Source organism: Acidovorax sp. 69 (genome assembly GCF_002797445.1).
In the GTDB taxonomy this organism is placed as follows: Bacteria; Pseudomonadota; Gammaproteobacteria; order Burkholderiales; family Burkholderiaceae_C; genus Acidovorax.
Window position 1 is genome coordinate 2,775,926 of record NZ_PGEP01000001.1, and the last position, 22,243, is coordinate 2,798,168.

The following is a 22,243-nucleotide window of genomic DNA, read 5'->3' on the forward strand; positions in this document are numbered from 1 at the left end:
TTCTGTTCGTCTTTTCCCTCGTCACGCCACCTCTTCTGGAAGCATTCCCATGGACATGAAGACCTCCCCCCTCGCCCAACTCAACGACCCCACCCTGCTCAAGACCGACGGCCTCATCAACGGCCAGTGGGTGGCAGGCAGCAGCCGCTTTGACGTGAACGACCCGGCCACAGGCTTGAAGCTGGCCGACGTGGCCAACCTGGGCCCGGCCGATGCGGAGGCCGCCATCGCCGCCGCCAATGCAGCCTGGGGCCCCTGGAAGACCAAGACGGCCAAGGAGCGCAGCATCATCCTGCGCAAATGGTTCGACCTGCTCATGGCGCACCAGGACGACCTGGGCCGCATCATGACGGCCGAGCAAGGCAAGCCGCTGGCCGAAGCCAAGGGCGAAGTCGCCTACGGCGCAAGCTTTGTGGAATGGTTTGCCGAAGAGGCCAAGCGCATCAACGGCGAGACCCTGCCGCAGTTCGACAACAGCCGCCGCCTGCTGGTCCTCAAGCAGCCCATCGGCGTATGCGCGGCCATCACACCGTGGAACTTCCCGCTGGCCATGATCACGCGCAAGGTGGCACCCGCCCTGGCCGCTGGCTGCCCAGTGGTCATCAAGCCCGCCGAGCTCACACCGCTCACAGCCCTGGCTGCGGCCGAGCTGGCCCTGCGCGCTGGTATCCCCGCGGGTGTGTTCAACATCCTGCCCGCTGACAGCGACAACTCGATCGCCATCGGCAAGGTGCTGTGCGCGAGCGATGTGGTGCGCCACATCAGCTTCACGGGCAGCACCGAAGTGGGTCGCATCCTGATGGCACAGTCGGCCCCCACGGTCAAGAAGATGTCGCTGGAGCTGGGCGGCAATGCGCCCTTCATCGTGTTCGACGACGCCGACATCGACAGCGCCGTGGAAGGCGCATTCGCCAGCAAATACCGCAACGCGGGCCAGACCTGCGTGTGCACCAACCGCTTTTATGTGCAAGAAGGCGTGTACGAAGAGTTCGTGGCCAAGTTTGCCGCCAAGGTCAAAACCGCCAAGGTGGGCAATGGCTTTGAAACTGGCGTGAACCAGGGCCCGCTGATCGAGGAAGCCGCCCTGGCCAAGGTGCAGCGCCATGTGGACGACGCCATTGCCAAGGGCGGCCAGGTGGTGGCGGGTGGCCAGCGCCTGAAAAGCCTGGGCTCGGGGCAGTTCTTTGAGCCCACCGTCATCGCCAACGCCTCGGCCGACATGCTGTGCGCACGCGAGGAAACCTTCGGCCCCTTCGCCCCCGTGTTCAAGTTCAAGACCGAACAAGAAGCCATCGACGCCGCCAACAACACCGAGTTCGGCCTGGCCAGCTACTTCTACAGCCGCGACGTGGGCCGCATCTTCCGCGTGACCGAGGCGCTGGAATACGGCATGGTGGGCGCCAACGTGGGCATCCTGGCCACCGAGCACGTGCCCTTTGGCGGCGTCAAGCAGTCGGGCTTGGGCCGCGAGGGCTCGCACTACGGCATGGACGACTACGTGGAGATCAAGTACTTGTGCCTGGGCGACATCCAGAAGTGACCGGCGCGTGGGCAGCTTCTATTTGATATGTTTTTGATAGCTGCTAGCGCTTATTGAATAAGCGCTAGCAGCCAAAAACGCTTCAAAAAATCAACATCGTCAGCGACACCCACAGGCCCGGATTCACACTCACTTCGACAATGCGCACCTGCTGGTTGTCGAGGTCCTGCCCCAGCCATTCAGTGGTGGTGACCAGGGGGGCCAGCAAGGCCCCGCAGAACAACGCGATGCTGCATGCATGCCACAGAAACGCGCACCCAGTGGCTCCAAGCAGGCTGTAGAGATAGGTTGCTTGGACTTGTCATTGGCGTCCTTTCGATGTCTTTAAAGCGCCTGCCCAGCGCAGCTGGTGAAAGGAATTTGGGGCCCGACGCCAATCAGCCCAGCCAACCAGTTCAGCAATGAATATGCATTTTGCGTACTTGCACCAAGCGCGCTCCAGACGGCCGGCGGATGCTGCCTATAATCCACAGCGTCGCGGGTGTAGTTCAATGGTAGAACGGCAGCTTCCCAAGCTTCATACGAGGGTTCGATTCCCTTCACCCGCTCCAAATACAGAACCTGCCTTGCAAAAATGTCTGGCAGGTTTTTTTATGGCACTCGCCGGGGCCACTCAGCCTTTGAGCTGTGGGGCGGCCGTTGCGGAAAGCCTGGCTGTGCTAGACAGCTGGGCGGCATATGCCGGAGAAGTTGCAGCATCCTGCCCCAGGTTGAAGCGTGCGATTGCCGTCACCATCTGCTCTGCCTGCACCTGCAAGCTGCTGGCTGCGGCAGCCATTTCCTCCACCAGGGCAGCATTTTGCTGCGTGGTCTGATCCAACTGGGTAACCGCCTCGCCCACCTGGCCCACGCCGGCGGTTTGCTCATTGCTGGCGGCGCTGATCTCCGAGACCATGTCTGCCACGCGCTGGATGGAGCTGACCACCTCCTGCATCGTACTGCCCGCCTGATCGGCAAGCACCGAGCCCTGCTGCACCATAGCGCTGCTCGCCCCTATCAGCTCCTTGATGGCCTTGGCTTCTGCGGCCGTGCGCTGAGCCAGGTTGCGCACTTCGGCGGCTACCACCGCAAAACCGCGGCCTTGCTCACCCGCGCGGGCCGCCTCAACTGCAGCGTTGAGCGCCAGGATGTTGGTCTGAAAAGCAATACCGTCAATCACACCAATGATGTCGGCAATCTTCTGGCTGCTGCTATTGATCTCCTGCATGGTGTGGACTACTTTGGACACCACCTCGCCACCCTGCTGCGCGACGCGGCTGGCCCCGACTGCGAGCTGGTTGGCTTGGCCGGCACTGCCCGCGTTATGGCGGATGGTGGCGCCCAGTTGCTCCATGCTGGCCGCCGTTTGCTCCAAAGCACTGGCCTGACTTTCGGTGCGGCCCGACAAGTCCTGGTTGCCTTGCGCGATCTCCGTGCTGGCGGCCGACACGCTATCAGCACTGGCGCGAACCGTGCTCAGGCTTTCGACCAGGCGAACCCGAAAACCCTCCATGGCCTGGGCCAAGGCTCCAATTTCGTCGCTGGAGCGGATCGACACGGTGTGGCTCAGATCACCCTGTGCCAGGTAGCCAAGGGCCGTGCTCAGCTGCTGTACCGGTGCGCCCACCAATCGACGTGTGGCCGCCACCAGCACCACGGTAAGCAGTACCAGTGCCACCGCCACACCCAACCAGAGCCAAGTGAGCACACTGCGCGCTTCGCTCATCATTTCCCCCAAAGGGGCCTCGGCAACAATGGCCCAATTCCAGGGTTTGTAGTGCTGCACGGCCACATAACGCGTGGCAGTGTCGCCTTCGCCACTGCGTCGCGGCGACCAGCCCGACTCCAGATCGCCAGACTGCCCAACCGCAGCCAACGAAGCCAGCCAGGCCTTGGCGTTGTCGTCCTTGTCATCCACCTTCAGGGATTTACCAACACCCGGCAGCCCGAAAACACTGCCCCGCGCGGGGCCCGATGAGAGATTGACGGCATAGACCGCACCTGTGGTGAACAGCTTCTGTCCCGCCATCACGGTGTCTAGCTTGCCCAAAATAGCCCCCATGTCAGAGCCAATGAACAAGATTCCGATGGTGCGATTGCCGTCGCGAATGGGCTCGTACACGGTCATGTACTCGCGGCCAAACAGGCTGGCACGGCCGATATAGGTTTTGCCCTCGTTCATCAGCGCGTAGGCGGGGTGTTTGCGGTCCAGCAGGGTCTTGTAGGCGCGCTCGCCATCCTGCTTTTTCAGGGACGTGGTCACACGGATGAAGTCGTCTCCCGTGCGCGCAAAAATCGTAGCCACGGCACCTACGCTGTCCTTGGAAAAACGGTCCACCACTTCAAAATCACCGTTGACGGCAGCCCCCTGGAACGACAGCAAGGCTTCGGGTTTGCCATCGGCCCCTGGCGCCTCGGCCACGGTGAACTGGCCCGGAAAATTCGCCTTGAACAGGGTGAAGTCCCTCTTGGCCTGGTCTTGCGCCGTTTCGTCGAAGGTCTGCACCAGGGTGCTCACCTGGGCGGCATATTGCATGGCATCGCCACGCGCCAGGCGGCCAAAGTCTTTCCAGAGCAGGCCACTGACGCTGCCCATCGTGACCAGCAAGACCACCAACAGACTGACCAAAGCGGTGAAGGAGAGCTTGAAGGCCACTGAATGTTGGTTTTTTGAGGGAGTCATCTGGTGCTTTTCTGTAACTTATGCATCGCTGTGCATAAAAAAGCAGTCAAGTTACCCTATATGGGTAGGAAGACCAAACCAAGGCCAGCTCTATGGCCTTTGAATACATAGGGAAAACCCTTGTAAAAAGCATTCCAATGCGGCACTGCCCCGGCATGGGCCGCCCGCGACTGTCTGCGCGCTGGGCCGACAGGGCGCTCAGGGGAGGTTCAACGACTGCCTACTCTCAAAGACCCGGTGCTCCCCCGTGAGCGGATCCATGAACTCCAGCGACCGTGCCAACAGTTGGAGTGGCCGCGAGTAATCACCTTCGGGCGGGTCGTTGACGACCGGATAAAACGGATCATTGCGCAACGGCAAGCCCAGGGCAGCCATGTGCACCCGCAGCTGATGGCGCTTGCCCGTGATGGGAGACAGACGGTAGCGTGCCCAGCCCCCTGCCACCTCCACAACCTGCATGTGGGTATGGCTGTTGGGCTCTCCGGGCGCTTCCTGCATACGAAAGAACTGGGGACTTTCTTCCATGCGACTGGTGTGTTCGCGTGGGAAGCGCACATCCGCCCGCCAAGGGGCAATCGCGTCGTAGTGCTTGGTGATCTCCCGATCACGGAACAACGCCTGGTACACGCCGCGCGTGCGCTGCTGCACAGAGAGCATGACCAGTCCGGCCGTGTCGCGGTCAATGCGGTGCAGTGGTGATAGTTCTGGCAATCCCAGTTGGCGTTTGAGCCGCACCAGCAGCGTGTTGTGCAGGTAGTGGCCTGACGGCGTGACGGGCATGAAGTGCGGCTTGTCGGCCACCACAAGATGTTCGTCGCGGTACACCACCGTCTCGCTGAAGGGCAGCGCTGGCTCTGCCGACAGGCTTCGGTAGTAGTACAGGCGCAGGCTGCCTTCAAACGGCCGCTCGGGCGCCACAACCTGCCCGCGCTCATCCACCACCTCGCCCGCCAGCATGCGCTGGCACCATTCCTCGCGGCCCACCACTGGCAGCCGCTGCGACAGAAAGTCCAGCATGTTGCCCTGCCCGTGTGTGGGCAGGGCAACACAACTGGGGCTCACCCCATCGCGCACGGGCATGACCTGGGGGTGGCGGGGGTTGTGCATGGTGCGCGAATTCTAGGGCGCGCCAGCACGGTTCATCGGCTGTAGGACATGAGCGCCAGTTGCGCCGACACAGCCACATGGCGCGCCGATGCGGGCTAGCATCCAACAACCAAGCCGCAATGCCGAGCTGGCAGGCGCTGTGCCCCACACATTCATGCGCAGCAAGTGCCCAGTGGAATACGGCCAAGACCCACCATCGTTCATGTCACCCATACCCGCATCTCCCAATCCTCCTGCTGCTCAACCTGGCCCTGTCACCACCACCGCCTTCCCGTTGCCTGCACCGGGTATTTGGCGGCGTATCACGCACGGGGCCCTGTGGGCTGCAGGGCTGCTGGCTGCGCTGCTGGTGGCGCTGGGTGTCTTGCTGGCATGGATCGACTGGAACCGCGCGAAGCCTTGGGTCAATGACACCGTGAGCAAAGTCACAGGACGGCACTTTGCCATTCAAGGCGATTTGTCTGCGGCATGGCACTGGCCCCAGCCCCTGGAAGAGGGATGGCAGCGCTGGGTACCTGGTGTCACGGTGACTGCCGAACGCCTGGTGATGGGAAACCCCGCCGGGTTCACACTCCCTTTTCCGCATGCTGCAGGCAAAACGCCGCCCAAAGGCCAACTCCGCGCTCCGCTGGCATCCAAAGAGGCCGACACCCATGCAACCACCTTGGCCCGTATTGGCGGCGCCACCGCTACCGTGCGCCTGTTGCCATTGTTGGTAAAACATCTGTCGATTGACACGCTCAAACTCACCGGGCCCCAGGTGACTTTGGCCCGGAGCGCCGATGGCGTCGATAACTGGCACTTTGATCGCAAGGATGGTCCCAAGAGCGGTTGGAGCTTTGATATCGACCAGTTGGTGGTGAATGAGGGCGTACTCGCTTATGCCGATGGCGTGAAAGACCTGGACCTGCGGGCGCACATTGATACCACGGCGCCCTTGGCCCCCACAGACGCAGCGACCCAGGCCTTGGCCAGCGCAGCCGACCCGACGACAACACCTGCAGCAAAGGCTGCACCCGGCATACAAAACCAAAGTGCAGCGACCACACCTTATGGCTTGCGCTTCGAGATCCGGGGCCGCTATGCCAAGGCACAGATCGAGGGCCGAGGACGTGCGGGCCAGGTCATTAGCCTGCGCAACAAGGTGGTGAACTACCCGCTACAGGTCGACGCCAGTGCAGGCAGCGTGGCCCTGTCGGCCGAGGGGGTGCTGGCCAACCCGGGAGCCCTCTCGGGGCTGGACTTCCAAGTGTCTCTCAAGGGTGGCAGCATGGCCGACCTGTACGACCTGACAGGGCTGGTGCTGCCCAACACCCCTGCGTTTGCCACGCGCGGGCGGCTGACCGGCAGCCTGGAACCCGAACGCGCCGTGTGGGAGTACAACGATTTTCGCGGCAAGGTGGGCCAGAGCGATCTGCAAGGGTCGCTGAAATACACCTCCGGCAAACCACGTCCCCGGCTCACCGGCACCATGACCTCCAACCAGTTGCGCCTGGCAGACCTGGGACCGACGATTGGCACCCGCCAGTCCGGCAACACCCCACGCAGCCGCAGCCAGGGCGGCAAGGTACTGCCAGACTCGCAATTTGCGGCCGAGCGGTGGAATGCCATGGACATGGACATGGTGTTCAAGGGCCGTCACATCATCCGCCCCGAGAGTCTGCCCCTGCAGGACTTGAGCGTGCACGCCGTGATGGAAAACGCGCAGCTCAAGCTGGCACCGCTCACGTTCGGCGTGGCAGAGGGGAAAATCGATTCGCAGGTGAGCATTGACGGGCGTACCGCTCCTTTGACGGCCCAGATACGCGGCACCGTGCAGGGCTTGCAGCTCTCGGCCCTGTTCCCCAAGGTACAGCTCATGAAAAAAAGCTTGGGCCACATGGACGGGGCCATTGCCCTGAAGAGCTCAGGCAACAGCATGGCCGGATTGCTGGGCCATGGCACCGGCGAAATGCGTTTGTATGTGCGCGACGGCACGTTGAGCAAGCAGATGCTGGACCTGGCGGCGCTCAATGTGGGCAGTATTGTTGTAGGCAAGCTCTTTGGCGAAAACAAAGAGGTGCGCCTGCGCTGCGCCGTGGCTGACTTCACGGTGGTGGATGGCCTGGCCACCACACGCATCGTGAAGATGAGCACCGACGACGCGGTGGTGGAGGCCACAGGCACCATCGACCTGGGTACCGAGGCCATGAACCTGCGCATCAAGCCCGAGTCGTTGCAATGGAAATTCTTCTCGCTGCGCTCACCCCTGTATGTCAAAGGCACCTTTGCGAACCCCGATGTCGGCGTGGAACCCGGCCCGCTGCTGCTGCGCGCGGGCGCCGCAGTCGCGGCCGCCCTGGTGGCCCCCGCCGCACTGGCACTGGTGCCGGTCACCGTGCCGGCGGCGGAAGACAACACCCCTTGCAAACCGTTGCTCGACCTGGCCCAGGAACCCGTCAAGCCCGGATACCAAGGCGCTGCGGGCACGGCATCACAGCCTGCGCGGCGGGCTGCCAGCGGCATGGCAGATCCTGCACGTTGATGGCCTCCTGGGCAGACGGCAACGGGGGAGGCATTGCCCTGCTCCCTCGCCCCTCATGGCGGACAAGACGCGAAAGAATGCCCTCTTGCACCATGGCGCCGGCCCTCTGCATGAAATTTACCAACATCTGGTGTGCGCAAGGACATCGACATCTTTGGCAAGACCGGCACGCCGGTGCCAAGCGCCACGGATGGCATCTCGCTTCTCGCGGGAGAGACCGCCAAAGACGGCAAGGTGGTGCTTGTGCTTGTGCTCATGCTCGGACCCCGCTGGCGGCTGCATTGTTTTGTGCATCTGGACTCGATCCGAACAGGCGCCTTGTCGTTCGTGGTGTCTGGCGAGACCATCGGTACGCTGGCCGCCAACGGCAACGCACTGGGCAAGCCACCGCACCTGCGCCATTCCATCGGGCGAATACTGCCCGCACCGTGGAAGGTGGATGGCGCTACGCAGGGCCACAAAAAACGGTTTTTTCTATCGATCCTCACGCTTATCTACTCGAACGGTGACTGCCGGGGTCAGACACTGACCTCAATACACCCCAACGCCCTGCTCGCGCACTCTGCATCAAACCGCCACGGCCAAGGCGAATGAACCTCGAACCAGACAGTACAAGGCCCCTTGCACAACACCAATGCGCTGGTCGCTCAAAGAACTGCGCTTCCCCTCAATGAAAATCCCGGCTGCCTTGCAGCGCCTGGGCCATGCGCCCAAGCAGTGGCGTCATGTCTTTGAATCGCTGGGCCACCAAGTGGCGCACCACGGTGGGCTCCGGGCCGGAAGACGATGGCGCGGCGCCGTCCGGCACGCTGCACTGCCACACCCCCTCTACCGCCAGCAGTTGCGAGCGCAGCAGCGCATTGCGCCAGGTCTCGACCAATGCAGGCCACACGATCACGTTGACGGGGCCGGTTTCATCCTCCAGTGTGACGAACATCGTGCCCTTGGCTGTGCCAGGGCGCTGGCGCACGGTGACGATGCCGCAGGCGCGCACCTTGCGGCCGTGGGGCACGGTGTTCAGCTGCAGTGCGGTCAGCAGCCGCCAGCGGTCCAGGCGCGGGCGCAGCAAGGCCAGCGGATGGCGGCGCAGCGTGAGACCGGTGGCGGCGTAGTCAAACAGGATTTCTTCGCCCTCGGGGGCTGCGGGCAACTGAAGCGGCGCTTCATGCACCGGTGCATCGCGCAACAAGGCCGGCGCGGTGTGCTGCGCTGCAGCATCCCACATCTGCTGGCGCCGATGGCCGGAAAGGCGCGCCAGCGCATCGGCTGCAGCCAGGACCTGCAGATCCTGCTGGCTCAGCTGCGCGCGCAGGGCCATATCTTCGGTATTGGCGAATGCGGGGCCTGTGGCACGGGCTTGTGCCAGGCGTTCGGCAGCATCTGCACGCAAACCGCCCACCAGCCGCAGGCCCAGGCGCACAGCGGGCTGCGGCAGTGGCGGTGCCCCCAGTCCGCGTGCGGGCCGCAGCTGTTCTGCGGGGCCTTCCAGCGTGCAGTCGATGTCACTGCAGGTCACGTCGATGGGCAGAATGCGCAGGCCGTGGCGGCGTGCATCCTGCACCAGCTGCGAGGCGGTGTAAAAACCCATGGGCAGCGAGTTGAGCAACGCTGCCAGAAAACACGCGGGCTCATGGCACTTGAACCAGCTGCTGGCATAGGCCAGCAAGGCAAAGCTGTGGGCGTGGCTCTCAGGAAAGCCGTATTCACCAAAACCCAGCATCTGCTGGAAGATGGCCTGGGCAAACTCAGGGCGGTAGCCCTTGGCCAGCATGCCTTTCATCAGGGGTTCTTCAAAACGGTGCACGCCGCCCTTGCGCTTCCATGCCGCCATAGAGCGGCGCAGGTCATCGGCCATGCCCGGCGTGAAATCCGCAGCGATCATGGCGATTTGCATCACCTGCTCCTGAAAGATGGGCACACCCAGCGTCCGCGCCAGGGCTGTTTCCAACTCCGCTTTCTCCAGCACCAGCGGTTCGCCCCTGCGCCTGCGTTCACGCGCTTGCAAGTACGGGTGCACCATGCCACCTTGGATGGGCCCGGGCCGCACAATGGCGACTTCCACCACCAGGTCATAGAACACGCGCGGCTGCAGGCGGGGCAGCATGCTCATCTGAGCGCGACTCTCGATCTGGAACACGCCCACGGTGTCGGCCGCGCAGATCATGTCGTAGGTGGCGGGGTCTTCGCGCGGGATGTCGTGCAGCAGCCAGCCTTCGCCCCGCAGCGCGGAGCGCAAGTCCAGGCAACGGCGCAACGCGCTGAGCATGCCCAAGGCCAGCACATCGACCTTGAGCAGCCCCATGATGTCGAGGTCGTCCTTGTCCCATTGAATGACGGAGCGGCCTGGCATGCTCGCGGGCTCCACCGGCACCAGGCGCGTGAGCTTGCCCTGCGTGAGCACAAATCCGCCCACATGCTGGCTCAGATGGCGCGGAAAGCCCTTGAGTTGCGCGGCCAGCTCCAGCCACAGCGTGGCCGTGTGCCGATGCAGTGGCATACCCAGGCCTTGTGCCAGCTCCTGCAGGCGGTCGGTCGCAAACTCTTCGTCGAACCAGTGATGGTCCTTGGCAAAGGCATCCACCAAGGCAGGCGCCACCCCCAGGGCCTTGCCCACATCGCGCAAGGCGCTGCGTGTGCGATAGGTCGTGACCACAGCGGTAATGGCGGCGCGCTCGCGGCCGTATTTTTCATAGATGTACTGGATGACTTCTTCGCGCCGGTCGTGCTCAAAGTCCACATCGATATCGGGCGGCTCGCTGCGCTCTTTGCTGATAAAGCGCTCGAACAAAAGATGTGAATCTGCGGGGTTCACTGCCGTGATGCCCAGCACATAACAAACGACCGAATTGGCAGCCGAACCGCGCCCCTGGCACAGGATGCCCACGCTGCGCGCAAAGCGCACGATGTCGTGCACGGTGAGGAAATACATCTCGTACTTGCAATGTGCAATCAACACCAGCTCTTTGCGGATCTGCGCAGCAATCCAGTCGGGCACCCCTTGGGGATAGCGGCCCCTGGCCCCCTCCTCGGCCAGCCAGGCAAGTGCCTGGGCAGGCGTCATGCCAGCCGGAACGGTCTCCAGCGGATATTGGTACTTGATTTCCTTGAGATTGAAGGAGCAACGCGCTGCCACCGTGAGCGTGGCTGCCAGCAACTCGGGCGGATAAAGGCCTGCCAGCCGCACACGCCGGCGCAGGTGGCGTTCGGCATTCGGTTGCAGGGCAAAGCCGCATTCCGCCACGCTGCAGCCCCGTTGCACGGCGGTGACGACGTCCTGCAGCGGCTTGCGCCCGCGCCCATGCATGTGCACGTCGCCAGCGGCCACCAGCGGCAGACTGAGCACAGCCCCCACGCGCTGCAACGTGGCCAGCCACAAACCATCGTCCGGCGCCAGATGCAACTCTACGGCCAGCCAGATATGGCCGTCAAAATATGAGTCAAAATGGCTTGTAGCGCTTGATATACAAGCGCTGACAGCTACAAAATCAGAAGCATTCAAACGCTGGCGGCATGGGGCCAGCAGCAGCTCGCACCCGCGCAGCAGCGCCAACGGGCTGCCCGGCCCCACGCGATACTCGCCCTTGGGCGCTGCCGCGCGGGCGGCGGTGATGAACTCGCACAGGTTTCCCCAGCCCTCGGCGTCGCGCGCCAGCGCCACCAGCCGCAGATCGCCCCACAAGAACTCACTGCCCACGATGAGATGCAGGCCTGATTTTTCAGCCGCTTCATGTGCCCGCACCACCCCCGCCACCGAGCATTCATCCGTCAGTGCCAGCGCCTGATAACCCAGCGCCAAGGCACGCTCCACAAGCTCTTGCGGGTGGGATGCACCGCGCTGAAAGCTGAAGTTGGACAGGCAGTGCAGCTCTGCATAACCCGGCAGCCCCGCTGCAACGGCTGGCACGGACGGCGCCACGGAGGAGTCCCTGGCCGAAGTCAGAGCAAGGGGCGAAGGCACCACCCCAGCGGCACTGCGCGCCATCACCCAAAAACTCCCTGCAAAAACCAGCGATGGGGGCGCGCCAGGGCCTGTGTGCCCTCAGAAACAGGCGCCAGCCGCTCGCGGAACACCCACACCAGCCCCGCCACATCGTTGTGCGCCACAAAATAGTCACGCAAGGCCAGGCCCGCACCGGGGCGGGCCGGATCTTCGCCGTCCTCCATGGCAGACCACCAACCCGCCTCGAACCGATGGGGACCGGCCAACAGGCGCAGCAGACCGTGGTGACAGGGGCGGTTGCCCTGCACAAGCAAGCGGCGGGGCGGATTGAGCAGCCAGGTGGGCAGCAGCAAGGCATGGGGGTGCATATCCAGCGCGGCACCCGAAACGCTGGCGGGCACATGCCGGACGGCAGGACGCATTGCAGGGCGGGCTGCCGTGACAAGGCATAACACCTCGGCCGCAGGTCGCCACTGCTGCATGCGCTCGGGCCGATGGTCGGCCTGCAGCACGGGGGCCAGCACATGGTCCGCCCCCAGGCGGGCTGACAGGCGCTCCAGCAACTGGTGCAAGGCCTCGCCCTGCACGTCTGATGAATGGTCATGGGCCGCACCCCGATCACCGGGTGGCAGCAGGCTCGCGCTGCGGTGTGGCAACAGTGCCGACTCCAGCAGGCGCAGCGTGATCTGGTTGACCGGTGCCGCCAGGGCCGTGCGTGCCAGGTTTTCAGACAACAGGCGCCGCAAGTGCGCCATGTCTTGCGTGGCCTGGGCGGTGCGTACCTGCAGGGCCTGCGCAGGGGCGATCAGCACCCCATCGATGCGCCGCAGGTCGTGGCGCCAGGCCAGCTCCAGCGCCAGCGCACCCTGTTGTCGGCCCTGCAGCCAGCCCTGCAGGGCCGACAACAGGGTGCGGTTGGCGCTCCACAGCAGCGCATCGGCCGACTCTGCCAATGCAGGCAGCTCGGTGGCAAGCACAAACTGCTCGGGCAATTCCAGCCAGCGGTGCGCCTCCGGGGCATCGCCCAACGCCTGGTCCAGCACCCGCAACACGCCGGCACCAAAACGCCTTGCCACCCCGGCACGCGGCAGCGCATGCAGCGACCCCCACGTGCGGCAGCCCATGTGCTCCAGGCTGGCCACATGCGGGCGCAAGGCCGTCAAAGTGTGCAAAGGCAAGCCCTTCAGGGCGCTGTCAGACAACGGCGAGATCGCCTGCGGCCAATCAACCAGTGCGGTCTTTTTGTGGCTGCCTTCCGAGGCTCTGGGACCGTGGGGCCGCCGGCTCTCCGCCGCCTGTGCCATGCGCAACAAAGCCTGCGCCACCAGGGCTGTCGGCCCACAGCCCCAGACGGTGGTTGGCGGGTCAGCTGTTTGTCCACCAACGTCATCGCCTGCCGCTGCATCCGCCAAACCAACGCAGGCATCGGACCAAGCCTGCAATACCAGCGCCAACAAAACATCGGGCCCGCCCCACAGCCGTTCGGTGCTGGAGACCTCCAGCAACACGGTGTCACCATCCACCAGCGCCACGCGCGGAGTGAAACGCAAGGCCCACCACCCCGCCGCAGCGGCCACCAGCGGGCTGGGCGACATTGGGGCCGCCCCGCTGCCAGCTGCTGCTGGCGCAGGGCCCACTGCTCCGGCGCCTTCGCGCCTTGCTACGGACTCATCCAGCCATGGCAATGGCAGTGCGATCCAGTGCATGCTCCCTCCCCTCCGGCCCAACCATCGCAGGCACGGGCACAGAGCGCTGACACAGCTCCCGTGTATCCCCAAGGACTGCCGTGTTGCGATGCATTACCGTTGCATGGACCGCCATCTGTGCGGCACGCCGGCGCTCTGCCTGCGCTGTCAGCGCCTGCGCCAACTGAGGGTGACAAGCCGGCAGATCAAGCCCCTGCGCAAGATGCGGCCCCCGGCGTTTGAGGATATGCACCTGCATCCCTGGCGATGCCGAGGCGTCACCCGGCAGTGCCAGCCCTTGTACCTGCAGCCGCAGCAAGGCGGGCGACGCCTGCAGCGCAGCGCTGGCCGGGCGAAACACCCACAACAACTGCTGTTGTTGCGCCGCCGCCAATTGCAGCCTGCGCAAGGCCGCCGGTTGCGCCTGCGGCAGCCAGGCCATGACGGCCAGCACATCGCGGCACCGCAGTGCCTGCTCGGCAGCCCAGAGTGCCGCCTTGGCGTTATCGGCCCGCACCATGCACAACCGCTGTGCCGACAGCCCCTTCGCCGTGAGTGCCGGGCCAAAAGGCTCACAGGGGGGGGCCACAGCCACCACAGTACCCGCCCGCTGGGCGGTAGCCTGTGCCAGCGCTGGCAGCACCAGTTGCCATTCATGCAGGCCTGCCGAGGGTTGCAGTACCTCGCTCAAAGCCCCCACCGGCCAGCCTCCGCCGGGCAACTGGGTGTCCAGCAGCGCATACCCTGTGGGCTGCGCTGGGTGCAGGCCCATGCCCAGGGTATCTGCATGCCAGACACCCGGCACGACAGCGGGAAGATCAGACGCAACCCGCAGGGAAAGGCGCAATGCAGACATGGTGGCGAAATGGCTTCAAAAACAAGAATACTGTGAATATACACAGTATTTTGAAGCATGTGCACCCCATGAGGGAGACGCTGAAAAAGAACGACTATGGGGCTATGAATGCCTGTCGCAAAGCACTACCCCACAGGGTCAGTCAGCGGCACCCGGACCCCACGCACTGTTGCAAGCATCCGGATCGAAACGAATGCGCGCAGTTGCGATGGCCGCATTGAGAGAAAAAGCCAAAGGGCACCACTGTCTCGCGCTCCGCGCAGCGAGGGCTGCCCCCAAGGCGGTATGGCAGCCTGGACGGAATCGCTCACCCAGTGACATCCAGAAACTTCCGCCCGGACCATCGCTGCTCATGGGCTCTTTCGCGCCAAAGCCTACGGTGATTTCAAGATCCAGACGCACCCTGTCACCGGGGGTGGATCACACAGAAGCGCCAAACGGCTGGCTACGTGCAATCCATCCTTCACAGTCTCCGCAGCGCCCAATCACACCAGTCGGCCACAGCAGCGTCCGCAGGGGTCGCACGGTCCGATAACTTGGGCCAGCGACGATGGCTGGCGTTCAGAATGCTTTGCAACTGCCACAGTGCCTCTCGCCCCACCAAGGCCACCTCGGCCATGCCGATGGCATCACCCTGCAATTGCGCCATCAAATCGCCCTGCTGCTGAGGGTGTGACCCCGCTTCCACCAAGGCTTTTTGAAGGGCAAGCAAGCGCGAGTCGGCAAATGCAAAGGCGCTACCTTCAAGGGCCTTGGTGCCAGTTCCAGTGGCAGGGGGCAAGGCTGCCTTGAGCTGGTCCCAGTAAGAAAAAGCCTCGGCCAGCAAGTCAATCTGGCGCGAAGCATCATTGCCCAAGGGCATGAGGGCCGATTCGCGAGTCACCTCTTCCTGCAGCAAAGGCAGGACATGCGCGACCAATGCCGACGGGAATTTACGGTGGTTGAGCCGCAGCACCAACGACAGACGCTGCGCTGGCATATCGTCGTATTTTTCGTAAAACGCAGTCACCACCTCGGCCAACAGCAGAATGCGGCCCATGGGCGTGATGTCAGCACCGGCCAGTGCGCGGGGGTAGCCGCTCCCGTCCATGCGCTCATGGTGCTCTAACACGGCCACTTCAGTGGCACGGGAATAGGACTGGGTATCGCGAATCATCAGCATGGCGGTGATCGGGTGCGCCACCAGATGCTTGCGCTGCGCACCGACCACCTTGTGGTCAGGGTCGCTCCAGGCCGGGTCCATGTGCAGCACACCCAGGTCATGCAGCAAGGCGGCAGCGGCCAGCGCGCCGCAATCGCGCTCAGTGAGGCCACTCTTGATCCCCAGAAAAACGGCCACAGTCATCATCTGCAAGCTGTGCTGAAACAGCTGGGGCCGCTGGTCACGCATCACCGTGAGCTTGCAGGCCATGGAGGTCGGCAATGGCAGGGAGCGCAGCGGCGCCAAAAGCCGGGCCGCCGACCCCAATGCCTCGACCAGCATGCCCGGCAGCACTTCCTGCTCAATGAGCGTCTGGCCCGCCACCAGCAAAGCGGGCACGTCCACGGGGTTCTCGATGGACAGGTGGCGGTCGATGGGCTCGCGCAGTTTGTGCTGCACCAGGCGGTCATAAAGCCGGCTGTCGATGCGGGTCCCCTTTTCCACCAACTTGATGCCGTTGTCGGTGTAGATGGCTGCGTCGGCAACCACCGTACGCCGGTCAGCCATATCGGTCAGCGCGCGCAGATAGTGGGGGCTGTCAGTAGTGTCGATATCCGCAGGGAAAAGGGTATCTGTCATGCGAGGAACACAAATCGTTACCTCGGACTATATGCCGTTCTCTTGCAAGGCACTGACACAAAACACTGCGTGGCTCCGAACGGCCTTGATGCACATCAAGCGTTGCTTTGGAACTACGGCCAGATAGGCCTGCAGCCCAAAGGCGAAGGGCAGGAAGTCGGCACGAGGCGCCCCTTTGGACTGTCCCAAATCTGAATCAGGGTTTGCATGGAACGCTGGGGTCTGAAGCCATCTTTTTGATGGCCATTGGCACTCAGGCATGGGTAAACCCTGAAAAGTTCCTCATTGATTGTTTCCAATACTGGAACAGTTAGTTCGCGACCCAGTGGTTTTTCTCTGAACACCATCGGCGTACAGTTCAACCCATCGATGAGCCGAACCCGCAAGGCGACTCACCGAACCCGGTTCAGCAGCCCTTCTTTGTTTTGCAGCCGTTCCGGTTTGATTGAGCCGCTTTTTTAACTTCAAGGATTTTCATCATGAACAACACCGCACGTTTCCTCTCCATCGCCGCTGTGGCCGCTTTCGCTTCTTTTGGTGCACAAGCCGACGAAGCCGATGCTTCGCAATTTTCCACCAAGTTTGAAACGAACCGCACCCGCGCTGAAGTGGCTGCTGAAGCCGCTACCGTGGCCCAGACCCGTTCCATCGAGCCCGCTGGCTCGCGTGTCGTGACTTACAAGTCCACGGCTGACCGCGCTGCGGTGCGTGCCCAGGCTGCTGACGCTGTGCGTACTGGCCAGATCCCTTCGGGCGAGCGCGGTTGATTCTTTTTGAATCCGCAGTTCCCCTGTTTGCGTATTTGTCAGTACCTCACCCCTGTTTTTTGAATTTCACTGGAGTTTCACCATGAACAAGACTGCACGTTTCCTGTCTATCGCCGCTGTGGCCGCTTTCGCTTCTTTTGGTGCACAAGCCGACGAAGCCGATGCTTCGCAATTTGCCACCAAGTTTGAAACCAGCCGCACCCGCGCTGAAGTGGCTGCTGAAGCCGCTACGGTCGCCCAGACCCGTTCCATCGAGCCTGCTGGCTCGCGTGTCGTGACTTACAAGTCCACGGCTGACCGCGCTGCTGTGCGTGCACAGGCTGCTGAAGCTCTGCGCACCGGCCAGATCCCTTCGGGCGAATTCAGCGCCATGTAATTTCCAGGGCCCGCATGCGATGCATGGGGGCTGGCGAAGTGCAAATGCAAAAGGCCGGGGCCCCACAAGGGGCCCCGGCCTTTTTTACTGCGCCGACACCGGCGGGCAGGTATGAATGATTACTGGATCAGCGTCACGCCTGTCTTGGCCTGAAGGGCATCAAACGTAACACCCGGCGCCAGCTCCACCACCTTCAGACCCTCTGGCGTCACGTCCATGACGGCCAGGTCGGTGATGATGCGATCCACCACACCCACGCCTGTCAAAGGCAGCGTGCACTGGGGCAATATCTTCATGTCTTCAGTGCCATCCTTCTTGCGGGCGACATGCTCCATGAGCACGATCACGCGCTTGACGCCAGCCACCAGATCCATCGCCCCGCCCATGCCCTTGACCATCTTGCCAGGGATCATCCAGTTGGCCAGGTCACCCTTTTCGCTGACCTGCATGGCACCCAGGATGGACAGGTTGATCTTGCCGCCACGGATCATGGCGAAGCTGTCATGGCTGCCAAAGATGGACGATCCCTTGATGGTGGTCACGGTCTGCTTGCCAGCATTGATCAGGTCGGCATCCACCTCGTCTTCGTTGGGGAAAGGGCCGATGCCGAGCATGCCGTTTTCTGACTGCAGCCACACTTCTTTGTCAGCAGGCACAAAATTGGCCACCAGGGTGGGGATGCCAATACCCAGATTCACGTAAAAGCCGTCTTCGAGCTCATGGGCGGCACGGGCCGCCATTTGGTCTTGACTCCACGACATATGTATTTCTCCAGCTTGTTCGGTGACGGCAGGCTTGCACGCCCGCCTTTTCGATAAACGCAGGCTTAAACGCCCGCCTTTTCAGTGATCGTGCGCTTTTCGATGCGTTTTTCTGGGGTTGGGTTGTGCACGATGCGGTGCACATAGATGCCCGGCAGATGAATCTGGTCAGGCACCATCGCGCCGGTCTCCACAATTTCTTCCACTTCAACGATGCAGACCTTGCCAGCCATGGCGGCAGCGGGGTTGAAATTGCGGGCCGTCAGGCGGAACTGCAGGTTGCCCGATTTGTCAGCGCGGTGGGCTTTGACCAGCGCCACCTCGGGCACCAGCGAGCGCTCCATCACATAGGTTTCGCCATCAAAGTCACGCAGCTCCTTGCCATCGGCCACGATGGTGCCCACGCCGGTTTTGGTGAAAAACGCCGGAATGCCGGCACCGCCGGCGCGCAGCTTTTCTGCCAGCGTGCCCTGGGGCGTGAACTCCAGCTCCAGTTCGCCTGCCAGGTACTGGCGTTCAAACTCTTTGTTCTCGCCCACGTAAGACGAGATCATTTTCTTGATCTGGCGGGTTTCGAGCAGCTTGCCCAAACCAAAGCCGTCCACCCCGGCGTTGTTGGAGATTACGGTGAGGTTTTTGACCCCCGAGTCGCGCAAAGCGTCGATCAGGGCTTCCGGAATGCCGCACAGCCCGAAGCCACCCACGGCCATGAGCTGGCCGTCTGCAACCACGCCCTTGAGGGCCTCGGCTGCGGAGGGGAATAACTTGTTCACCACGATCTCCTTGTGAATTTGGATGCGCTACGATACTACGTACCAGAATAAGTAGTTTTCCGTAAAGATTTGCACTATGGACGTTGATTACAGACTTGCTTTCGACATGGCCCCCGTGGGGCTGGTGCTGTCACGCAATCGCACCATGGTCGATTGCAATCGCCATGTCTGCGAGATGTTTGGTGCCTCGCGCGAAGTGCTCATTGGCCAGTCGTTCCAGGTCCTTTATCCGAGCGTGGACGAATACGAGCGCCTGGGCGCGCACATGGAGCCTATCCTGAACGCGAAGGGGCACTATGCCGACAACCGCATCATGAAACGCGCCAACGGCGAGGTCTTCTGGTGCCATGTATCGGGCCGTGCACTCAACCGCGAAACACCGCATGAATCCGGCATCTGGAGCTTTGAAGACCTCAGCTCGCAGCGTGCCGTGAAGGCTGAGCTGACAGGCCGCGAACGCGAGGTGGCTGCGCGCCTGCTGGAAGGCCTGACCTCCAAGGAGATTGGCAAAGCGCTGGAGATCAGCCACCGCACAGTGGAGATCTACCGCGCGCGCCTCATGCGCAAGTACAACGCCTCCACCGCTGCCGACCTGGTGCACAAGCTGTTGGCGGGAGGCTGAAAACAGCGGTCGGCTTCAGCCCTTCTTGGGCCCGTCGATCACCTCGGCCGCCGTGCGGAAGGCCTCCACCGCCGTAGGCAGGCCACAGTAAATGCTCGCGTGCAGCAGCACCTCCTGGATCTCTGCCGCGGTCGCGCCGTTGTTGAGCGCACCGCGCACATGGCCTTTGAGTTCGTGCTGCTTTCCCAGCGCCGTGAGAAAAGCCACAGTGATCAGGCTGCGCGTCTTCATGTCCAGCCCCGGACGTTGCCACACATCGCCCCACGCATTGCGGGTGATGAACTCCTGGATCGGCTGGGTGAACTCCGTGGCATTGCCAAAGGCATTGGCCACAAAGTCCTCACCCATGACCTGCTTGCGCGTAGACAGGCCTTTGTCGAAATCCTTGGTGGATGGGGGTTGCGTCATGCGGGCTCTCCATTACAGCGTTGAGGAACAGGGCCGCCATGTTAGCCGCCCTACCCCAGGCGATGCCTTGGAAAACAGAACGCCACCTGACGGAGACCCAGCGGGGCAACAGGCAGGTGGCGTTCTCCCAGCGCTCGAAGCGCACTCAGGCGTTCGTGGCCGTGTCAGGACAGGTCAAAACGGTCCAGGTTCATCACCTTGGTCCAGGCCGCCACGAAGTCCTGAACAAACTTCTGTTGGGCATCCACGCTGGCATAAACCTCGGCGACGGCGCGCAGGACGGAGTTGGAGCCAAACACCAGATCGTTGCGGGTCGCCGTGAATTTCACCGCACCGGTCTGGCGGTCCCGGCCCTCGAACACCTGGGCTGTGGCATCCACGGGCTTCCAGACAGTGCCCATGTCCAACACATTGGCAAAGAAGTCGTTGCTGAGCACCCCCACCTTGTCGGTCAACACGCCGTGCTGGCTACCGTCGTAATTGGCCCCCAGCACCCGCAGGCCGCCCACCAGGGCCGTCAACTCCGGCGCCGTCAGCGTGAGTTGCTGGGCCTTGTCGATCAGCAACTCCTCCGCCCTCGTGCTGCCAGCCACGCGCCGGTAGTTTCGGAAACCATCGGCCACCGGTTCCATCACGGCAAAAGACGCCACATCGGTCTGGTCCTGGCGGGCATCCACCCGGCCCGGGGCAAAGGGAACATCCACCGCCACACCGGCAGCCTGTGCGGCCTGCTCCACGCCCACCACACCGGCCAACACGATCACATCGGCCAGCGAGGCCTTGCCAGACGCCTGCTGAATGGCCTGCAACCTGGGCAGCACACCCACGGCAATGGTGTTCACCGCCCAATCCTTTTGTGGTGCCAGTGCCAGGCGTGCACCGTTGGCGCCACCGCGCTTGTCCCCACCCCGGAAGGTGGAGGCAGAGGCCCAGGCCACCGACACCAGATCGCTCACCGAGAGACCCGAGGCCGCGATCTTTGACTTCAGCTCGGCGATGTCCGCCGCCGTGGGCTTGTGTTGCTGTGCGGGCAGCGGGTCTTGCCAGACCAGCTCTTCCTTCGGCACTTCGGGGCCCATGTAGCGCGCCTTGGGGCCCATGTCGCGGTGGGTCAGCTTGAACCAGGCGCGGGCAAAAGCCTCGTTGAACGCCTGTGGGTCGTTCAGGAAACGGCGCGAGATCTTCTCGAACTCAGGGTCGAAGCGCAGCGTGAGATCGGTGACCAGCATCGTGGGCTTGCGCTTCTTGGCCGGGTCGAAGGGGTCGGGAATGATCTCGGGCGCATCCTTGGCCTCGAACTGGATGGCGCCAGCAGGGCTGCGCGTCTGCACCCATTCGTACTTGAACAGGTTTTCGAAGAAATGGTTGCTCCACTGGGTAGGCGTCTGGGTCCACACCACCTCCAGGCCCGATGTGATGGCGTCGCTTCCACTGCCGCTGCCATGGCTGCTGGTCCAACCCAGGCCCATCTGCTCCATGGACGCGCCCTCTGGGTCAACGCCCACATGGCTGGCGGCGCTGGCGCCATGGGTCTTGCCCAACGTGTGGCCACCGGCGATCAACGCCACAATTTCTTCATCGTCCATGGCCATGTTGCCAAAGGTGGCACGGATGGCTGCAGCCGCAGAGCGCGGGTCGCCACTGGCATTGGGGCCTTCGGGGTTCACGTAGATAAGGCCCATCTCGGTGGCCGCCAGCGGGTTCTGGGCCAGGGCCTCAGGGCTGCGGTGTGTCAGCCAGGCTTTCTCGTCGCCCCAGTTCACGTCCATGTCGGGCTCCCACACGTCCTCGCGGCCAGCGGCAAAACCAAAGGTGCGAAAGCCGGAGTTTTCGAGCGCCACGTTGCCTGCCAGGATCATCAGGTCGGCCCAGGAGATTTTTTGCCCGTACTTCTGCTTGATCGGCCACAACAGGCGGCGCGCCTTGTCCAGGCTCACGTTGTCGGGCCAGCTGTTGAGCGGGGCAAAACGCTGCTGACCACGCCCGGCACCACCACGGCCGTCCACCGTGCGGTAGGTGCCGGCGCTGTGCCAGGCCATGCGAATAAACAGACCGGCATAGCTGCCCCAGTCCGCTGGCCACCAGTCCTGCGAATCTGTCAACAGCGCCTTGAGGTCGCCCTTGAGCGCAGCGTAGTCAAGCTTCTTGAACTCCTGGGCGTAGCTGAACTTCTGGCCCAGGGGATTGGAGCGCTCGGAATGCTGGTTCAGCAAGTCCACGCGCAACTGGTTCGGCCACCAGTCCCGGGTGGTGGTGCTGTTGCTGGCACCAGCGGCATGGAATGGGCATTTAGCTTCTTGGGTCATGGAGCGCTCCTTGGATTGCATAGGGGGCCGTTGTGGCGGGATACAGCCCAAATGATAGGGAGCCGCACCTGAAACAAAAAGTCAATTAATACAAATACATTGATAGTTTTTTATTAACAAAACAGTTCAAAGGATA

The 22,243-nt window shown here is 62.8% G+C and carries 17 protein-coding genes and 1 tRNA gene; 7 read left to right on the forward strand and 11 right to left on the reverse strand.

What is annotated here, in order from left to right; genetic code table 11:
- Window positions 1–49: 49 nt before the first annotated feature.
- Entirely contained in the window at window positions 50–1,540 is a 1,491-nt protein-coding gene (locus tag CLU85_RS12705; RefSeq protein WP_100410575.1) for an NAD-dependent succinate-semialdehyde dehydrogenase, read from the forward strand.
- 82 nt (window positions 1,541–1,622) lie between these two features.
- On the opposite strand, the gene CLU85_RS23535 is transcribed toward CLU85_RS12705, so the two are convergent.
- A complete protein-coding gene (locus tag CLU85_RS23535; protein WP_255409657.1) occupies window positions 1,623–1,748 on the reverse strand; it encodes a hypothetical protein in 126 nt (41 codons plus the stop codon).
- 269 nt (window positions 1,749–2,017) lie between these two features.
- Between CLU85_RS23535 and CLU85_RS12710 the strand changes: the two genes are divergently transcribed.
- Window positions 2,018–2,091 (forward strand) — tRNA-Gly (locus CLU85_RS12710).
- A 62-nt stretch (window positions 2,092–2,153) separates the two neighbouring features.
- On the opposite strand, the gene CLU85_RS12715 is transcribed toward CLU85_RS12710, so the two are convergent.
- Window positions 2,154–4,202 (reverse strand): Cache 3/Cache 2 fusion domain-containing protein, encoded by a 2,049-nt coding sequence (locus tag CLU85_RS12715; RefSeq protein ID WP_100410576.1) that lies wholly within the window; start codon window positions 4,200–4,202, stop codon window positions 2,154–2,156.
- 198 nt (window positions 4,203–4,400) lie between these two features.
- Window positions 4,401–5,309, reverse strand: a complete 909-nt coding sequence (locus CLU85_RS12720) for a pseudouridine synthase (protein ID WP_100410577.1) — start codon at window positions 5,307–5,309, stop codon at window positions 4,401–4,403.
- Window positions 5,310–5,511: 202 nt separating this feature from the next.
- Here CLU85_RS12720 and CLU85_RS12725 point away from each other — a divergent pair, with 202 nt between their 5' ends.
- Both CLU85_RS12725 and CLU85_RS12730 read left to right on the forward strand, forming a co-directional pair.
- Window positions 5,512–7,833: an AsmA family protein gene (locus tag CLU85_RS12725; RefSeq protein WP_100412528.1), complete on the forward strand. Its 2,322-nt coding sequence runs from the start codon at window positions 5,512–5,514 to the stop codon at window positions 7,831–7,833.
- Window positions 7,834–7,965: 132 nt separating this feature from the next.
- Window positions 7,966–8,427 (forward strand): peptidoglycan DD-metalloendopeptidase family protein, encoded by a 462-nt coding sequence (locus CLU85_RS12730; RefSeq protein WP_100410578.1) that lies wholly within the window; start codon window positions 7,966–7,968, stop codon window positions 8,425–8,427.
- A gap of 73 nt (window positions 8,428–8,500) precedes the next feature.
- On the opposite strand, the gene CLU85_RS12735 is transcribed toward CLU85_RS12730, so the two are convergent.
- From CLU85_RS12735 to CLU85_RS12750, 4 genes are all read right to left on the reverse strand, one after another.
- Complete coding sequence (locus tag CLU85_RS12735) at window positions 8,501–11,815, reverse strand: error-prone DNA polymerase (RefSeq protein ID WP_100410579.1); 3,315 nt, start codon at window positions 11,813–11,815, stop codon at window positions 8,501–8,503.
- Window positions 11,815–13,479 carry a DNA polymerase Y family protein gene (locus CLU85_RS12740; RefSeq protein WP_100410580.1) on the reverse strand — a complete coding sequence of 555 codons (1,665 nt, stop codon included), beginning with the start codon at window positions 13,477–13,479 and terminating at the stop codon, window positions 11,815–11,817. Before CLU85_RS12740 ends, CLU85_RS12735 begins: the two co-directional genes overlap by 1 nt.
- The gene (gene imuA / locus CLU85_RS12745) at window positions 13,442–14,314 is read right to left on the reverse strand and encodes a translesion DNA synthesis-associated protein ImuA (RefSeq protein WP_100410581.1); all 873 of its coding nucleotides are present in this window, start codon (window positions 14,312–14,314) and stop codon (window positions 13,442–13,444) included. Before imuA ends, CLU85_RS12740 begins: the two co-directional genes overlap by 38 nt.
- A gap of 463 nt (window positions 14,315–14,777) precedes the next feature.
- The gene (locus tag CLU85_RS12750) at window positions 14,778–16,094 is read right to left on the reverse strand and encodes an HD-GYP domain-containing protein (protein WP_232727816.1); all 1,317 of its coding nucleotides are present in this window, start codon (window positions 16,092–16,094) and stop codon (window positions 14,778–14,780) included.
- 479 nt (window positions 16,095–16,573) lie between these two features.
- Here CLU85_RS12750 and CLU85_RS12755 point away from each other — a divergent pair, with 479 nt between their 5' ends.
- Window positions 16,574–16,861, forward strand: a complete 288-nt coding sequence (locus CLU85_RS12755; protein ID WP_100410583.1) for a DUF4148 domain-containing protein — start codon at window positions 16,574–16,576, stop codon at window positions 16,859–16,861.
- An 82-nt stretch (window positions 16,862–16,943) separates the two neighbouring features.
- Window positions 16,944–17,237 (forward strand): DUF4148 domain-containing protein, encoded by a 294-nt coding sequence (locus tag CLU85_RS12760; RefSeq protein WP_100410584.1) that lies wholly within the window; start codon window positions 16,944–16,946, stop codon window positions 17,235–17,237.
- Between the two features lie 119 nt (window positions 17,238–17,356).
- Here CLU85_RS12760 and CLU85_RS12765 read toward each other — a convergent pair whose 3' ends face one another.
- A complete protein-coding gene (locus tag CLU85_RS12765; RefSeq protein WP_100410585.1) occupies window positions 17,357–17,998 on the reverse strand; it encodes a CoA transferase subunit B in 642 nt (213 codons plus the stop codon).
- A gap of 65 nt (window positions 17,999–18,063) precedes the next feature.
- Entirely contained in the window at window positions 18,064–18,771 is a 708-nt protein-coding gene (locus CLU85_RS12770) for a CoA transferase subunit A (protein WP_100410586.1), read from the reverse strand.
- Between the two features lie 76 nt (window positions 18,772–18,847).
- Between CLU85_RS12770 and CLU85_RS12775 the strand changes: the two genes are divergently transcribed.
- A complete protein-coding gene (locus CLU85_RS12775; protein WP_100410587.1) occupies window positions 18,848–19,393 on the forward strand; it encodes a PAS and helix-turn-helix domain-containing protein in 546 nt (181 codons plus the stop codon).
- A gap of 15 nt (window positions 19,394–19,408) precedes the next feature.
- Here the strand turns inward: CLU85_RS12775 and CLU85_RS12780 are convergent, their stop codons facing one another.
- On the reverse strand, window positions 19,409–19,801 hold the full coding sequence (locus tag CLU85_RS12780) for a carboxymuconolactone decarboxylase family protein (protein ID WP_100410588.1): 393 nt from the start codon (window positions 19,799–19,801) through the stop codon (window positions 19,409–19,411).
- A 164-nt stretch (window positions 19,802–19,965) separates the two neighbouring features.
- Window positions 19,966–22,107, reverse strand: coding sequence for a catalase/peroxidase HPI (katG, locus tag CLU85_RS12785; protein ID WP_198509185.1), 2,142 nt, complete (start codon window positions 22,105–22,107; stop codon window positions 19,966–19,968).
- Between the last annotated feature and the right edge of the window lie 136 nt (window positions 22,108–22,243).

Coding starts and splice junctions, on each gene's coding strand:
- CLU85_RS12775 (WP_100410587.1), top strand. CDS start 18,848: ATGGACGTTGATTACAGACTTGCTTTCGACATGGCCCCCGTGGGGCTG.
- imuA (WP_100410581.1), bottom strand. CDS start 14,314: ATGTCTGCATTGCGCCTTTCCCTGCGGGTTGCGTCTGATCTTCCCGCT.
- CLU85_RS12765 (WP_100410585.1), bottom strand. CDS start 17,998: ATGTCGTGGAGTCAAGACCAAATGGCGGCCCGTGCCGCCCATGAGCTC.
- CLU85_RS12725 (WP_100412528.1), top strand. CDS start 5,512: ATGTCACCCATACCCGCATCTCCCAATCCTCCTGCTGCTCAACCTGGC.
- CLU85_RS12760 (WP_100410584.1), top strand. CDS start 16,944: ATGAACAAGACTGCACGTTTCCTGTCTATCGCCGCTGTGGCCGCTTTC.
- CLU85_RS12780 (WP_100410588.1), bottom strand. CDS start 19,801: ATGACGCAACCCCCATCCACCAAGGATTTCGACAAAGGCCTGTCTACG.
- CLU85_RS12740 (WP_100410580.1), bottom strand. CDS start 13,479: ATGCACTGGATCGCACTGCCATTGCCATGGCTGGATGAGTCCGTAGCA.
- CLU85_RS12705 (WP_100410575.1), top strand. CDS start 50: ATGGACATGAAGACCTCCCCCCTCGCCCAACTCAACGACCCCACCCTG.
- CLU85_RS12750 (WP_232727816.1), bottom strand. CDS start 16,094: ATGACAGATACCCTTTTCCCTGCGGATATCGACACTACTGACAGCCCC.
- CLU85_RS12715 (WP_100410576.1), bottom strand. CDS start 4,202: ATGACTCCCTCAAAAAACCAACATTCAGTGGCCTTCAAGCTCTCCTTC.
- katG (WP_198509185.1), bottom strand. CDS start 22,107: ATGACCCAAGAAGCTAAATGCCCATTCCATGCCGCTGGTGCCAGCAAC.
- CLU85_RS12720 (WP_100410577.1), bottom strand. CDS start 5,309: ATGCACAACCCCCGCCACCCCCAGGTCATGCCCGTGCGCGATGGGGTG.
- CLU85_RS12755 (WP_100410583.1), top strand. CDS start 16,574: ATGAACAACACCGCACGTTTCCTCTCCATCGCCGCTGTGGCCGCTTTC.
- CLU85_RS12735 (WP_100410579.1), bottom strand. CDS start 11,815: ATGGCGCGCAGTGCCGCTGGGGTGGTGCCTTCGCCCCTTGCTCTGACT.